The following is a 17,098-nucleotide window of genomic DNA, read 5'->3' as shown; positions in this document are numbered from 1 at the left end:
TGTAAATATTTGTTGTTTTTCAATGGTCACACTTCGACTGCGCTCAGTGCAGGCTATGGAACATCTTATTATCATTTTCGATATGAGATTTAATGTTAATCATGGATGTTTCATTGTTACCTATTTGCCATTATTTCTTCTTCAGATGGCGGCACTAAAACATCTTTAAAAAGTGCTTTCTTATCGCCATTGTACGTCTTCGTTATTGTATTACCATTCCTTGTTAATCCATCAAAAATTCCCTTGTCAACTAAATCCCAAATTGGATATTTGGCTTTTCCGTCTATTGTAAATAATCCAAAATGATTTTCTGATCCATTTGGGTTGTGGGCATCTTTCCATTGCTCGTTAAAAGCTTCAAAATAAAAACAAGAAATACCAGCGCTTTTGGTCCATCTTCGCATTAATTTATAATACAAACCTTGTTTATATTCGTCTGTTGCTTTTGAACCATTAGGACCATAATGTCCTGTAGATGTTGTAGCCCAACCTGTCTCACCTATATGAATTGGTTTATTTACACCTAAGCTTTTCATGTAATTGGTAACACTGTCGTATTGCTTTTGAGCAAATTTCAAAGCACGTTCCATAGCCATTTCTATTTTAGTTGTATCTGGCATATTGGTATGTGCTTCTGGCACTCCCCAAAACTCTGGGTTATAGTGGGTATTGTGATAAGGATAGGTATGCATGGAGATAAAATCTACTGACTTTATCAATTCATTTAAATCCTCTACATGATACTTATCTTCACCACCTCCCCAGGATGCAAAATCATCTGAGCTAGTTATCCAAAGATCTTTAGGTAATTTTTCTTGTTTTTTTAGGTCCTGAAGATGTTTTACCCATTTTAAGATAACTTCTGGCTGTACGTAGTAAGAGGTTGCCCATTTTACCATAGCTTCATTGCCAACAGCTATTATTTTTACAATGTCTGGATATTGATTTGCTAGTGCCACAGCTCTTTTAATTTCACCAGCATTATTTGGACTTTCTATATTATGATTTGGCTCTTTATCTGTCCATGCATTTAGACAGTCAATCCAAGCACCAAGCATAACGTACATCTCAAAATTTTCATCTTCAGTTTTTAGTTCTGAAATAGCCTTTAAAACATTTGATGCATGAGGTAATTTTGGCTGAACATTATATGTTCTGAGCAACTTAACACCCATTGCAGATAGAATTTTTAAATCTTCTTTTAATTCTGCAATTGTAGGTTGGCTATCTCTGGTCTTTTCTCTATAGCCTCCATAAGAAATAGCCAGATACTCTGGATTTCCTAATATATCTTTTGCTGTCACTTTTGTTTTAATTTGAGTTAAAGACGCTTCCTTATTTTCATTTTTACAAGACATCATGAATATTATAGATAAAACATATACTATTAGTTTTCCTTTATTCATGATTGTTCCTTTTTATTTTAAATGATCTTCTTTTATATGAACCGTTATAGATACTACATCTCCTGAACGACTGAACACTTTCTCACTCGTTTCCTTATCCAGTTCCACTTGGTCGAAGATTTGCTGTGAACCATCCTTAAATGATATAGTGGTTTTGTATTCATTTGAAATACTATATACCACTGGCACTTGGCAATAGGTAAATACCAACTGGTTGGCATCAACTTTTAATGCAGATGCTTCACCATCTACATTAATATAATTGAATACTTGCGCTTCATTTAAAAATTCATCTTTTCTAAGCATACAAGGATTAAAAACGAGTAATCCGTCATTCATAAAAACACCTAGTTCGCCAAATCGACTGAGAATATCTTCTTTTACTTGTCCTGTCATTCCTGGTTGTTGGGCACCTTTACCTGCTGGTGTATGCGAATAAGGATCGGTTGGGAAAGCACCATATAACTCTGGTGACTTATGTACTCCAATACCTTCATTAATTTCGTAGTAATGCTCTAGTAGTCGACCTATCACTTCTGGTGATTCATTTTCTGCAATGGCTTTTTGACAAACTTCCATTACTGCTAATTGCAATTTTGAAACCATATGCCAATAAATAGAACCTAGGCCTTCATAACCATAAAACGTACCTGAACGACCTGTAAATGCCTTGTGATTAAAAACATCTTCAAAAATTTGAAGCACTTTATGCTTTTCTGATTTAGCTAATTCTAAATGAGCAGTCTCACTAAGATTTTCTAAAGCCTGTTCTACATCATTTGCATTTTTGAAATTCCCGTTAAAATGGTAATCACCATTTCTGTCTTTTTTAAGAATTTGCGTATTACCTTCAGACACTAATGTTTGTAACAGTTTAGAACTATGCACTGAATTAGAAGGAATCGTATTTCTATCCATGAAACCCTTTAGATTTTTGTAAGGGTACAGTATATAGCTATACTGATCTTCTCTAAATAGCTTACTCTGCTTAAGACCATCTAAAACGTCTAGATTTTCTTGAGAACTCAAATATCCAGAACTTAATACAGCAACCTGTCCTTCTAACATTTCATCTAAACAAGATATGGATACAGAAGTAGTATCCTCAACTGTCATTAAGTTGTATGCATGGTAAAGATTATCTTCTCTTTTGTTAGCTCTTATTGAATGTTCAAGGTGTTTAATCGCAGACTGAGTAAAATCTAAAATATCATTTAGACTTACTTTTAGTTTATCACCAGAGAAAGCGTTATTGTAGATATGTTCCCTGAAATTACTACCTGCTATACCTAGTAAGTCTAATAATTGTTTCCTTGTAGCATCGTCAATCTCATTATTTAAAATGGATTCGTTTTGCTTAAATGCAGATTTTACAGCATTGAAAAATTCAGAAATCTCTGAAGAAACTTCAACTTCATCTATAGAAGTATTTTGAAAAACACCTTCAAAAAACTTTAAAAATCGTCTGAGATAATAAAGTGTAACCATAGAAACACCATTGCCAACTAATGCATTGTTGGCGTCGTTCCATTCTGGCCTTTGTGTATTCATCCATATACCGCCTTCTGGTATAAAGTTGGAAAGTTTAGCTAAAGTTGTTGCTAAAATCTTTTCTATAAAATTAGCTCTAACAACTTTTCCGTTAGAGTATTGTAACAAAGCTCCATCTGCACCAATCCTTTCTCTTTTTAATCGTATTTCCTTATCAGAATCTTCATCAAACTCTATAGTATCCTTTGGATTATTTAAAATATCTTGATGCGCTTTAATCCTATAAGGTACATTAGCATAGACAAAAATATCTTGAGAGAAGAAACTCTCTAATTTCCCTGGATTATAGTCTTCTATAAACTCAAGAAACTTCAATAAATATATGATTTGATGATCTCCCCAATACCCTATGTAAGACCAAGGGTCATCTGGCTCAATGGTTTCCCAATCAAAGCCACCCTTAGTTACTCGATAAGGGTTATACCCATCAAACGTGGTAGCATTTAAGAACTTAAAAATCATATTCTCTATAAACTCTGGATAAGAAAAAGCGAGGGCTTCCCAGTTTTGAAAAATATCTCTCCAGTTACCTTCATAGTCTAAGATTTTAGAACCATCTACTTCGCTTCGTGTATTTATAGAGAATTTATTCCAAGGTCTACTTGGATCACCATGTCTTCTACTAAATTTTAGTGGTAAGTATTCTAAGGCTAGCCTCTTAAAATCCTTATCGTCATTCCAGTTTGCAAATTTTCTTAATGTTTGTAAAGAAAATGTTTCAGGCAAATCTTGTAGCAATTGCTCACAATTACGACTGACATCTTTGTTGGCATTCTTTAAATAGTTTTTAAAATCCCATTTTTCGATAGTGTAACCATCATCGAAAATACCACCACGCATTATATTGAAAAGTGTATTAGAAAAATGTCTGGTATCTCTAAAATTATCCGATGTTAATTGTAAGCCATCTGATACTGCATTAAGCTTTATTAATTTTTTTGTACCTAGTTGAATATCCGCTTCAACCTTATTTAAAAGCTGGCTATCAGTTTTTATTTGATTTGAAATTGCAACAATATCTGACGCATCTTGATTAACATTAGCAACAATAACCCAATCGTTAGATGCTTTTGGGTTTAGCTGTATTGCTGTGTTAACAAAGTAAGCACCTTTTTCAGCCTTAACATCGATTTCTTGTCTAACCTTACCGAATTTTCTAAATTCATCTAACTGTAAAGAAGACAGTAAATACTTAGGGTTATCAATACCCAAGGACCAAGCAACATTAGCCTTAAGCGCTTCACTTGGCTCTGCTTTATCAACTATAATAGCACTTAATGCAAATATTCCAATTCCAGACTCTTCTACTAACTCGGTTCTCTTATATGCATCTACTAAGTTACTGCTTGCATTCTGTAAAGCACTACTAACACCATAAGGCATTACATTTTGAATTCCGTCTACAAACGCTATACTAACAGATTGCTCAGCATTATTTGTTAAAGTTGATTTTTTTACAAAACCATAGATGTTACTAGAACACCATTCGTACCTGTAAGTAAGATTTAAATCAAGATTTTCTTCTTCAAAAATTATGGCATTACCATAAATGCTTTTGTATAAGTTTCTTCTTATAGTATACTTATCTTGGAATCTTATAGAAAAAGGTTCCCATATAAATCTATTTTCATTTTTAGTGACTTGAAGAATTATTTTAGGCCCAGTAATTTCAGAAGACTCTGTTATTTTATCATCTGAATAATAAGGGAATAATGCGTATTCAGAATTCTTTCTTCCGGCAGTTAAACCTCCATTGCTTGATATAAACATCCAGTGGTTAGAGTCGCTTACAATGCTCATAAAAAATGGACGCATTTGGTCGCTATTGGAAATTTTAAAATATGGCTTATTATGTATTATCACTTTTGAAAGTGAAATGTTATTGTTTTCTAAAATACTGTTTGTTAGTTTCGAAGTCATTACCATTAAAAAACGGTTATACAATTACTGTGGTAGTAAAAATTGATTTATAACTACGGCTTTAATCAAAAAAATTAAAGCCGTAATTTTTGGGTGTTATTATAAAATTACTGCTGAAGGATATCATCAAAATAATATACGTCACCATCACATGGTGCGTTTCTTTCAAAATAGATGATCATACTTTTATATGTTCCGGTGTTTACATCAGAAAAATCAAAAGTGAGCTCTTGCCATTGCCCTAATTGGGTTATAGTTGCGACACGATCGTGCGAGGGCTCAGTATTTGGAAATGGCAACCTTTCTAACCGTAAGGTTACCTCAGTGAGTTGATTTTCTGCAAAAACCTTCATTTTAAACACTTTATCAGCATTTGAGACCGAAAAGTCTAATGCTGTATTTAGTTCAACTCCTACACCAGACCAAGTTTCGCATCCACTAATTTTCTCGTACTTGTACACATTACAACTTGTATTAGTGTCGTTTTCAAAATATGGATTAGCTACAATTGAGCCACCTATGTTTCCGAATGCATCAAAGGTGGCAGTACTATCTGTTGATAAAAATGTCCAATTTATATTACCGTTTGCAGGATCAATATTTTCAGCCATTTCATCGTCACAGATTGCAACATCTATAATCAATGTTTTTTCAAATACGTCCGCGTCTCCATTATCATTAAATGCCGTTAGAGATACAGTATAAGTACCATTTTGGTAAGTCTTTATCGGATTTAAAAGTATAGAACTTGTGCCATCACCAAAGTCCCATAAATAGCTTGTTGCATCATTAGAAATATTATTAAAACTAACGGTTCTTAGATTAAGCTCGGTTGTAAATCTTGCTTCTAAGCCAATTAATTCTACACCACTTTCGTTATCTTCACAGGCTAGGGTCGTAAATGCAAATACCACTAAGAGTAATTTAGAAATCCTTAAATTAAATGTGTTCATTTTCTTTTGATTTTAGTTATAAACTCTAACGTAATCTACATACATACTTTGAGGGAACATTGTCTCGGCGTTTGGCGGACCAGGTAAATTTCCGCCTACTGCAACGTTTAAAATCATGTAAAACGGACGGTCATTAAAGACCCATTCTCCCTCTCCATTAGTTTTTTCATCAACATCTCTAGGTGTTAAGGTTTGGTACAATTTATCATCTACATAAAAATTGATTTTATTTGGTGACCATTCTATCCCAAAAATGTGAAAACCTGCATCGAAACGGTCGTTTTCTAAAACATAATCTTTAGAAATAGATTCTGCTCCTGAGAATTGTGGTCCATGGATGGTACCGAATACTTGAGTTGGTTGGTCGCCTAGATATTCCATGATGTCTATTTCGCCAATTTGAGGCCAAATATCACCATTGCTATCGTCGCCAAGTAGCCAAAAAGCAGGCCATAAACCTTGCCCTGTAGGTAATTTTATTCTTGCTTCAAAACGACCATACTTTTGCTGAAATAGTCCTTTGGTTATTAACCTAGCCGATGTGTAGCTAGAACCAGCAAATGGCTCTTGTCTTGCGGTTATTTGTAAAACTCCGTTTTCAACACTTACATTTTCTGGTCTGTCTGTATAATATTGAAGCTCATTATTTCCCCAGCCAGGAATTCCTTGTGCTGTTCCATCACCAATTTCGAATATCCATTTAGATGCATCTGGTGTGCCGTCCACGTCAAAATTATCCTCCCAAACTAAGTTATTCAGTGTTGCAACCTCTTGTGTTTCATCCAAATCACATCCTAAAAAACTAGTTGTTAGCAATACTCCTATTGCGTAAAAACTTGTTTTGTTTAAAAATTTTAAATCCATAATATTTTCAATTTAAATGGTATTGTAATTACTCATTATAATAGTAGATATTATCTACCCAGATATCTGATATTGTAGCATCAGATATAAAGAACAATTGTCCTAGATTTGAAAAGTCGACTGAACCAGAAAAACTTGCCAACGGAACATCTATACTTGCCCAACCATCACTATTTACATTACTCAATGCTGCTGCATTAAGAAGAAAACTCCCATTGGCCGTTGATCCTGTGAATGTCCCACTTTCTAATTCTAGCCTTATAAAATCAGAAGGGTCTATGGTTTCTCTAACGTTAATATCTATGTGCAAATGCGTAGCCGAACTCGCGTCTACCAACTGCACTGTTTCGTATGTACCAATACTTACAAAGTTTAATTGTGTGTAGTTAATAATGTTGTCTACAGACCCATCTGGTAGTGTTCCTTGAATATCTACATTATTAGGATCTGCACCAGCACCACCTTGGGTGGTTTGAAAAGGTTCAAAAAAACCATTGTAGTGCCTCACAGGTACATTTAAATATGCATCGCTAAAAAGAGATATCACGTTTTCTGAAGCTCTGGTTGGTATAGGCGCACTTGGAAATTGACCGTTTGATGTAACCTCTAAAGAGCCATTTGCTTGAGTATTGCCTAAAATTGCAGTAATATTTGTTGTTCCTGAGCTACCTACAACTGAAACCATTCCTAACTCATCAATCGTAGCAACGGATGGATTTGAGTTGATAAAATTAAAATATGCTGGCGCAACATTAATACTTACATTTTCACCGGTTCCAAGATTTACAGTTTGGGCTAAACCTGTAACAGCTATATTAGAGCCTGTAAATGCCTGGACTACTACGTCTTGACCGTTAAATATTTCAGTATTGACTACTAAATTGGTACCTAAAGTTTCAAAGCGCAGTTCATCTATCCAAAAAGTCCAAGCTACTTCATTTCCATTAGGGCCATCGCCCTGTATATCAAAACCACCTGCTGCAAACAAAAACATTCCTCTTTCTTGAACTAACTTAGAAGCCTCTGGTATAGGAACAACATACTTTTTCCATCCTGTGGTCATTTCAATACTTCGTGTTGTTGCAAATCTGTTTAGTTCAAAGTCAGTTCCAAAACCAACTTCTACCGTACCATTAACCGTTCCTTTAGCCCAGAATGTTAGGGCATCGTATTGTGTAAGATTTCTTCCTTCACCTCGGTCTCTAAAAATTCCACCTATAAAATTTCCGTCAGGATCAGTTGGTGAAGGTACATCAATACGAATTGAACTCGTTCCTTCGTAAGCTATGACATCATCTGTTCCAAAGCCAGAAGTATTAGCACCTATAGCTGGGTCAAAAGATTCAAAAAATTCGTCTGTTAGACCCACAGGTGTGTCTGTAAAAATATCAGCAGTATTTGGAAAAGTTGCTAACGGTGCATCGGCTGGTAAATCTCGCTCACAGCCTAACAATGAAATAGCTACTAGGCCTAATAAGCAAAATACTTTAGTTTGTATTTGTTTAATCTGTGTCATTTCTCTGGCTTTTTATTTTCCTATATTGATGTGTACATACGTTCGTATTTCCCATTCTGAACCATTTGGGAATCCTGTTGGACTTAGAATTGGAGGTGCATTGGGATTAGTAGAATTTTGAGGAGTTGCTAACGGCGAGTATCTTGGAGAAAATTCATTTAAAGACCTCCATGTTCCTCTTATTCCGATTGTTGTACTAGGTAATATAAACCAATCTGGTTTACCCAATGATGTCGATAAATCTAACATTAATTGCAGAGGAAATGTAAGGTTAAAATCTCTGTGGTAGTCAAACGGTCCCCAATCATTAACTTTTACGTGAGCTTGAAGCATGTTTTTTTTGTATATGGCTCTAATATCTGCGCCAAAACGCGTAATGGTTCGGTCTGAATCGCCGTTACCCTGTCCATTACCGTAATATAAGTTACCAATAATACCGAGATCTGGACTTAATTTAGACACCATTCTTGAGTGTATTTCCCAAAGATCCTCTGCAGGTGCTGAATTTGGAAAAGCAAAAAAAGTACGATCGGCAAGAAACCCGATGTGAGCATCCATTGTGGTCGGTAAGCGACGATACACAAAACCTAAATTCATGGCAAACTTTGCGTCTTCAGCTCTATCGTTATCCCATTGATACATCCATGTACCTGGTGTAGGGTCGTACGTGAGTAAAATTTCAGAACCAAACATTTCTCTATTTCCATTTCTTACGGCGAATGGATCGTCTATGAAATTGCGTAGTCTAGCCGGACCACCAAAGTTATTTGGAATAGGATCTACTAATGGCTCTTGGTACATAAAATTTGGTGCTATTTGAAAATCACCAACTGAGTACGTGAATCCTGTTAAAGCATTAACCATGTTACCACTGCCACTATCTCTTAACCTCCAACCTGTAAAAGTTTGTGTTTGATCTGCCCCACCATTGGCCACTACACCCATGTAAGAGGCTTGTCCGTACCAGTTAAAGCGTCCACCTTGATACATAATTTTAGCTTTACCTCCCCAATTATCGCTACTTTTAATTTGGTCTTCAACTACTTGGTTATTGTCGTTTATATCTTGAAATGTACTACCGTTTAGTGGGTTGCCTCCCCAGATACCACCAACAGTAATGTTAAACTTACCAACTTCGCGCTCCACAACTAGTGTTGCTCTTTCTGTAGGCCATGGTGGTATAATACCACTTCGAACTTGATTTGCATCGAGTACACGACGGCCACTTTCATCAAACTCTAAATCTGTGTTTAAATCTCTGTGATAAATACCAGTTATGTCCCATTTTCCGAAACTGCGTTGGTATTTTAATAAAGCTGTTGGGTTTGCTCCCCACCATAATTGAGGGCCAAATGCAGCCTTAAGACCTTCTAATTCTCCTTTAGCATCTATTTCTACGCCTAGGATCTCTCCATTGTAAATATCTAAATTTGGACCATAATTTGCTTCTGGATAAAGATTAAAGAAATCCCCTTCATAAGCCCAGTGATAGTGACCCGTACGATAAAACCCTCTTAAGTCGAAATCTTTATGATTCCATTCAAACTCTGCCTGATACAGTCTAACCCTATTGTTATCTGTTACGGTAACATTTTCTCCCGTGTTTGGGTCTTGTATGGTATAAGGTCTATTTACATTTTCATAAAAAATCTCATTAATCGGGTTATCAGCTACATTACCAAGAATATTGAATGTGGCTTCTACTCTCATACTTGCATTAGGTTTACCTTCTATACCAACAAAATAAGATTGCATGTGGTCAAAACCTAATTGGTTTGGAAATGTATTTTGTGATTGATCTGCCGTTTCTGGAGTGGTTATTAAACTTCCGCCAGTGTTAAAGGTTGTAAACTGTGCTGTTAAACGGCTTAGCCTTATTTTTTCTGACTCATTTCCACCAAGAGCAGCTTTATCACCTCTTGCTCTTAGCACAGCATCCATTAAATTTATATTATTAAAATAATTATCTATAAACTCTAGAGTTACTCCTTCTGCATAAGGATCTAAACTATGTGCATCTTTTAAAGCGTAGTATGCTGCTCTGGGATAAAGGGTGTACAAGCCTCTTTCATTTGTTGGTCCTTTTGCACAAATACCAAACCACTCCTCATTCATGTTATTGGCGCCAGGATAGGCTTCATCCCACTTATAACCACCAGCATTCCATGTGGATTCTGTTTGATGCGTGTCTGCATCTTTTCGGTCATCGAAACCAGCTTTCCACCAGCCGTCAGAAAACTGAAATGTAAAACCTCCTAAGGAATTATTTGCTTTACCTAAACCTGCCGCATTTTCATAAATTTCTTTCCAATTTGATTTCATGTAGTAAGCTTGCATCTTTTGGTCTTCACGATTTTCAATAGCATTAAAAGCATCCGAACCAAATTCTGTGAACATTATGGGCTTTCCATATTCGTTTTTTACGCGCTCAAAAGCATCTCCAAAAGATTCGCCTCTATACATGTTAGTACCGTATATATCTACATCTGGGCATTCTTCGGCTATTATGTCTAAAAACAAAAGATCACCATTGCAGATGGCAACAGGGTGATTTGGATCTATGTCCTTCATGGCTTTTGCGGCCTCATTCATTAATTGGTACATTGGCCTTCCTCTGAGTTGTCCTACCGCATTAATTTTTTCTTCACCGTCTGGAAAGTCTTCAGTTTCTGCACCTTGCCAAAAGAGACCATAGTTGTTTTCGTTACCGATGAGATACATTAAAATACCTGGAGTATTTTTATATTCGGTTACCATATTTGTTATTTCTGATAGCAATAGTTCCTTTGTGCGTTTGTCTTTATAGTCTGTAATTGGAGTCCATACACCATCGATAGTGAGTCCATATCGTCCAAATGAATCGTTTAACATTGTGTAAATGCCATAGTTTTCGTAAATGTATCTTATCCATTTTGCTGGTACACCAGTATATTGCCTTATAACATTGACGTTCATGTTTTGCAAAAGTGCCATTTCTGCATCGAGGCCTGCTTTAATAATATCGTCTGATTTTTTATAGAATTCTGCATCGACAACATTAGTACCTATTGGTACGTAATCCCAATTCATCCCATTAATAATAAATGGTTTCCCATTTACCATTAATCTTTGACCTTCTGAATTACTTTCAACCGACACGAAGTCTGATTGTGCAAAAGCGATGTTTGTGAATGTGAGCACCACAAATAATCTTAAAAGCTTGTTTATCATAGTTAACCTTAATATTAAAGGATTGTTCTGAAAAAGACAGTTAAACAATATCCTAGTTGAATAGTATCTGCAACTTATAATAAAAATTTGCGAAAATCTCAAAAAAAGGCTATACAAAAAACATACATTTTATTAAACAGTATAAAAAAATGAGAATATGATGTTAAAACACAATCAAATAAGGTGTTTTCAGTGGTTGTGTAAAATTACTACAACCACTACTTGTGGTTTAAAAATTATTGAATGTATAGGTAATGTATAGGTTAAAACAAGAGGTTTCGTCTCTTTATAAGTCTAAAATATAGTCTGTAAGACTTTGCTCGTGGTCCAATCCTATTTTTTTACGCAAACGATATCGTTTAACCTCTACGCTTTTATGAGAGATGTTTAACAAGGGTGCTATTTCTTTAGATGAGAGGTTTAGCCTTAAATAGGCACATAATCTTAAATCGTTTGGTGTTATTGATGGATGTAGTGATTTTATTTTTTTCATAAAGTCTTTATCGACGTTATTGAAAGCTTCTTCAAACAATTTCCAGTCACTTGTATTATTGAGATTAGTGTTAATTAGTTTTATTACGTTTTTTACATCGTTTAGTGACTTGCTTTTAGAGAGTTCTTCTTTTATGTTGTTTAATAGCTCATTTCGCTTTACTAAATTCATCGTTGCAGTACCCAGTTCTCTATTTTTATTCTCAATATCTAATTGTAAATTCTGATTTTTAAACTGTATGAGTTGTCTTTGGTTTTCTAATTGTTCTAGTTCTAATTCTCTCTGTTTCTTTTCTAATAGTTTTTGTTTTTGCCTCTTATAATATCTACTATTAAAGTATTGAATTAGAAAAAGAAGTAATAATGCAAAAACAATATAGGTAGCAATTGCCATAGGCTTTAAATACCAAGGTTTCTCAATAATAAAACTGTAAGCCGCTGTATTGCTAGACTCTATTCCGCCAAGTTGTGCTTTTACTTCAAAAGTATAGTCTCCGTGTGGTAGATTTTCAAAATGAACTTCTGATTTTGTAGACCACTGACTCCAATAATCATATATACCAACAAGTCTATATTTGTATTTAGTATTTGAGAACTTATTAAAATCTGTTACATTGTATTTAAAGAGGATACTGTTGTTTTTGTTCTCTAATGCTGCAGGTTGATTGACGTCTAAATTAACGGACTCATTATGTAAAGAACTGAAAGAAATACTGTTTATTGCAACTTTTTTTGAGTCTAAGTTGAGTTTTCTTAAGTTAACTACCAGATAACCATCATTGGCTCCTATTAAATACTTATCCTTTTCTATATTTAGTATGTTTTCGTACCCGACTTTGCTATTTCTAAGCTCGTGAGAAATAGGAAGGTTATTAACCTTAGGTTTCTCTGAGAGTGTTCCTGGCTCTATGTAAAGGATGCTGTTTTTATTAAATAGCCATAATCTATTATTGCTTTTTTCGTAAACTAATTTGCCCGAAAGATAATTCTCGCCCTCTATAAGCTCGCTCAATTCATTATTCTTTGTAAACGCTGTTGTTTGTTCGTTATATTTATAAATACCGTTCTTATTACAATAGAGTATTTGGCCCTGATAGCTCGTAATACTGGATTTTGGACCTTCTTCTATATCTAGTTTTTTAAAGTCTAAAACCTTACTATAATTAGAATCTAATATGACTTTATAAACACCTTTATACTCATGATTTATTATTAGCTCATCTGGACTAACAAACTCTATGTAACGAGAAGACATATCAAAACCACTGATTTTATTTTTAAATGACCATGTTCCATTTTTAAACTCTAAAACACTTAATCCTTCATAACCACCTTGTAAAATTAAATTGGGCTTGTCTTTGATCTCATTTAAAACCCAGGATCCTATTTCACCATTTAGAAGTTCTGCTTCATTATTTTCTATAACAAAGGTGCCTTTATCGTGCCCACAAAACAGTGTGCCCTTTATATATTTTAAACTCCAGACTTGTCCTTTAGTCTTTTTAACAAAACTAAATCTGGAATCGTTGTTTAAATCTTTATAAAAAAGACCTTGGTTGGTTCCTAAATACATTATATCACCAACTTTAATAGACGTGTAGATTGTTCCTAAAATACCTTGTTTATCCTTATAAACCCTGTATGGCGAATTAAGATTTACACAATTAATACCATTATCTAGCCCCAACCACAAATTACCTTGACTATCTTCTAGAGCAGATAAAACCGTATTATTACTTAATCCTCCAGACTGATTTATTTTTAAAATTCTTCTGCCAGTGGCATCCATGTGCAAGATACCCTCTGAAATAGTACCAAAAATAAAACTTCCGTCATTGAGCTGAATACTGCTGTAGACACTCAAATTCTTAATTACATCATTTCCCTTATTTTTCCATGCAAAAACCTCATTGTCTTTGTAGTGGTAAACACCATTTTCTTTAGTTACCAACAATAAACCTTCACCTACTTTATATATGTTAACAATTTCATTGTTTAAAAACCTTTCTGATGCGAGAAAACGTTTTTCCTCCCCATTTATAATTTCGTAAATACCCTTACCCTTTTTTTGAAAGTATATTGATTCACCTACTTTAAAAATTTTATTTATTCGCTCTTTAGAGTCAATAATTTTAAAATCTTTGGTTTTAATATTGTATATGTATATTCTGTCTAATGATTGAAATAATATATAACCATCTACCTCAATAATATCCCAAAATTGCTCATCTTCTTTCGGTTGTATGCCGTGGCTATTTGTTAAAGATGTATATGTGAGCCCTCCGTAACTATCTTTTTCCCAATAACCAAAATCCATATAACTCCCAGTGTAGATTTTAGAATTGATAATATTAACAGATCTCAAAATAGACTGGTTTGGGGTGGGAAACAGCTCCCATCTTGCGCCGTTATACCTGAGCAAACCCTTATTATTTGCAAAATAAATTACACCATCACTACCTTGAGAAATATCCCAATTCTGATCTTCCGCGTTGTAATCTTGGGTAGTAAAAATTTGTATCGGAGGTATCTCTTGACCATAAATAATGGGTGATATTATAAAAACAAGTAAGAGGACTTTTCTGGTAAACATTATTGTATTATCAATAATCATGCTGCATATCAAAAAAACTCAACACAACATCAATGTTAAGGTACTAATATAAGTAAATAAAAGGATTTTGAGAATCATGTAGAGGTATTAAAAGTAAGTTCTAAGAGATGCTTGAATGAAAATTAAAGAATAAAGCCAAATATTAGATTTAAATAATGACTTAGTTAATAACAACTTTCTTTGATCTTACCTTTGTTTTGCTGCTAAACTCTACAACATAAACGCCTTTACTAAGCGATGAGAGATTTATAAGATTCTTTGTTGCATACAAGTTAAGCTTTAAAGATTGTATTAATCTACCTTGAAGGTCATATATTGTTAATTTGGTTTTTTCTTGTATTAGACCCTTTATCACTAATTCATTAGTACTACTATTTAAAAAAATACTTAAAGTGCCTAAATTACTTGGACTGCTTGATAACACACTTTCTGTAATTCTTAAGAAGAAGCGCCCAGTACCCGAAATGTTAATTTGAGGTAACAATACATAATCTGTATTATTTAGTAATGTCATTGTGTTGGTTACTACATCCTCAAGGTATACATTAACTGTATCAGACACAGAAAAGTCATCAATACTAAACCTTAATTCTAGGTCTTTACTAGCAGTTACTCCTAAAGGGATAATAACATTTGAAATATCTTCTGAATTAACGGCTTGTATTGCCATTGGCCTACCTTCATTATCCTCTATCAAATGGGAATATAATGCTAAATCAGACAAAACTCCACCAAAAATAGACGCATCATATCCTACATCTAAACCCAAACTTGCACTGTCATGGAAGTAAAGTGATGTAAAGCAACTATGAGCAATGGTACTTAGCCTTAATTTTATAAAATCGTTGTTACCCAATGTTCTACCAACAATAAAATCATCAGAATTACCTTCAACCTGCATGTTAGGAGTAAACTCTAAGGTTGCTGACGGTAGTTTTGATGACACAAAAAAACCTTGGCCTGGTGCAATCAGCGCTGGCCCTTCAAGTAAATTTGCAATAGTCCAATTACTCCCTGATTGGTCTGCGTCATTTGCGTCGTAACCATAGATGGCAGCAGTGCTCTCATCTAACAAACTAAGATTAGTCACTCCCGAAACAGACCCTACGTGGTTTAAAAAAGCATCTATATCTATATAAGAGGCATAGGGATTACCAATAAGATTCCATTGCGGAAAATCGCCTGTAAAATCATTCTCAATAGTTACATTAATAGGTTCTGTTAAAATAGATCCTGTAAAAACTAAAGCTTCACCATTACCTTGTAATGCGGGAGTATTGGTTGCAACCCTGTAACCACGACTAGAGAATAAGGTTTCTGTTACATTGTGGTTATAAACCACGTAGTCGTCTACATTACCTTTTTCAAAAGGGCCAAACAAATAGACGGTATTTGGTGGTAAAGCACCATTATTAAATAGTATCTCTGAGTTATGATTATTGTCTTCGGTTAAAAAAGAAAACCAACTCTGACCAGATAGAGGAGGTGAAATTAAATCTCTATTATTTAATTCTGAATTTGTGTACCTATGGTATTTAGTTGTTCCTTGTACAGCAATAGTACCTTTTACTATTATACCAGAATAGGAGTCTGACTCAGAATACATGTTTAAATCCCCTATTATACTGAGACTAGTACCATTGGGCACTGTTAAATTTTGTCCACCATAAATGCTTAATGCTGAAATAATAATATCGCCTGATATTAAAGGCGATTGTTCTGCATCTAAAAGAGTCACTTCTGAACATGGTCCAGGCACTTGATTTGGTATCCAATTATATGGATCATTCCAATTGTTAGACACTGAGCCATCCCAGATAAGTTGTAAAGGATTTGCAGAAAATACTAACTTAAAACGATCGTTTGCCAAAGAAGCAGGTACGCCCAAATTTATGGAATAGCTGTAATTAACCGATCCACTTTGAGGGATTTCGGTAGATATGTTTAAATAAGTATCTAGTAAAAAAGCCGTTGCACATTGCATGGAAATACCCTCTGCTACTATTGTGTAATTAGAATTTCTATAGGTGTTGACCTCTAATTGAATTTCTTCTTCGTCTAAAGGTGTCGCCCTACTCTCAATACTAAATAATAAACCGTTATTATTAGTTGAAAAATTCTCGTCTAAATTGGGGATATCAAGAGCGTCATATATATCTATATCATTGTTGCCCTCGGAATCAAAAAAAATTAAGAAACCATCTGACGGAGATGCGCTGTTTGCCAAGGCACTGTCTTCATATAAAGACAAGCGTAATTGCCCTTGAGGCACAAAGCCTCTATAAATGTCTGACCCTGCAGCTCTGCATCTTGTGGCGTCATAACTAAGCTCTGGTGTAGTGTCAATAGGATAGTAATTATTACATAAGATTGATAAAAACACTGGTAAAAACCAATAGATAAGACCTAATTTCATAACATAACAATGTTTGGCTGATTACATTAACCATAACAACCTACAGAGCGCCAAAGAACAACATGCAGAAAATTGAGGACAAGAGCAAGCTACCATATTTCTAAAGTGTAGAAGTTTTTATGATAATACTCTTTCTAGCTATAAAATAGTAAAAAA

Annotated in this window: 8 protein-coding genes; all 8 read right to left on the bottom strand. The window is 34.5% G+C overall.

The genetic code is table 11. The annotated features are described in order from the left end of the window. Window positions 1-116 precede the first annotated feature (116 nt). Window positions 117-1,406, bottom strand: a complete 1,290-nt coding sequence (locus BWZ20_RS11050; protein ID WP_076619988.1) for a glycosyl hydrolase family 17 protein — start codon at window positions 1,404-1,406, stop codon at window positions 117-119. A gap of 12 nt (window positions 1,407-1,418) precedes the next feature. Further along, complete coding sequence (locus BWZ20_RS11045) at window positions 1,419-4,877, bottom strand: hypothetical protein (RefSeq protein WP_076621343.1); 3,459 nt, start codon at window positions 4,875-4,877, stop codon at window positions 1,419-1,421. A gap of 107 nt (window positions 4,878-4,984) precedes the next feature. Then, window positions 4,985-5,830 (bottom strand): PKD domain-containing protein, encoded by an 846-nt coding sequence (locus BWZ20_RS11040; RefSeq protein ID WP_076619986.1) that lies wholly within the window; start codon window positions 5,828-5,830, stop codon window positions 4,985-4,987. 12 nt (window positions 5,831-5,842) lie between these two features. Then, window positions 5,843-6,694 (bottom strand): family 16 glycosylhydrolase, encoded by an 852-nt coding sequence (locus tag BWZ20_RS11035; RefSeq protein WP_076619983.1) that lies wholly within the window; start codon window positions 6,692-6,694, stop codon window positions 5,843-5,845. Window positions 6,695-6,722: 28 nt separating this feature from the next. Further along, a complete protein-coding gene (locus tag BWZ20_RS11030) occupies window positions 6,723-8,210 on the bottom strand; it encodes a hypothetical protein (RefSeq protein WP_076619981.1) in 1,488 nt (495 codons plus the stop codon). 12 nt (window positions 8,211-8,222) lie between these two features. Further along, window positions 8,223-11,420, bottom strand: a complete 3,198-nt coding sequence (locus tag BWZ20_RS11025) for a glycoside hydrolase family 2 TIM barrel-domain containing protein (RefSeq protein WP_198034950.1) — start codon at window positions 11,418-11,420, stop codon at window positions 8,223-8,225. Between the two features lie 286 nt (window positions 11,421-11,706). Beyond that, window positions 11,707-14,505, bottom strand: a complete 2,799-nt coding sequence (locus BWZ20_RS11020) for a triple tyrosine motif-containing protein (RefSeq protein ID WP_076621341.1) — start codon at window positions 14,503-14,505, stop codon at window positions 11,707-11,709. Between the two features lie 181 nt (window positions 14,506-14,686). Then, entirely contained in the window at window positions 14,687-16,942 is a 2,256-nt protein-coding gene (locus BWZ20_RS11015; RefSeq protein ID WP_076619979.1) for a T9SS type A sorting domain-containing protein, read from the bottom strand. Window positions 16,943-17,098: the final 156 nt, after the last annotated feature.

The organism is Winogradskyella sp. J14-2, assembly GCF_001971725.1.
Lineage (GTDB): Bacteria > Bacteroidota > Bacteroidia > Flavobacteriales > Flavobacteriaceae > Winogradskyella.
Note: the sequence above shows the minus strand (reverse complement) of the source record. Positions and strands in the feature narration are given on the sequence as shown.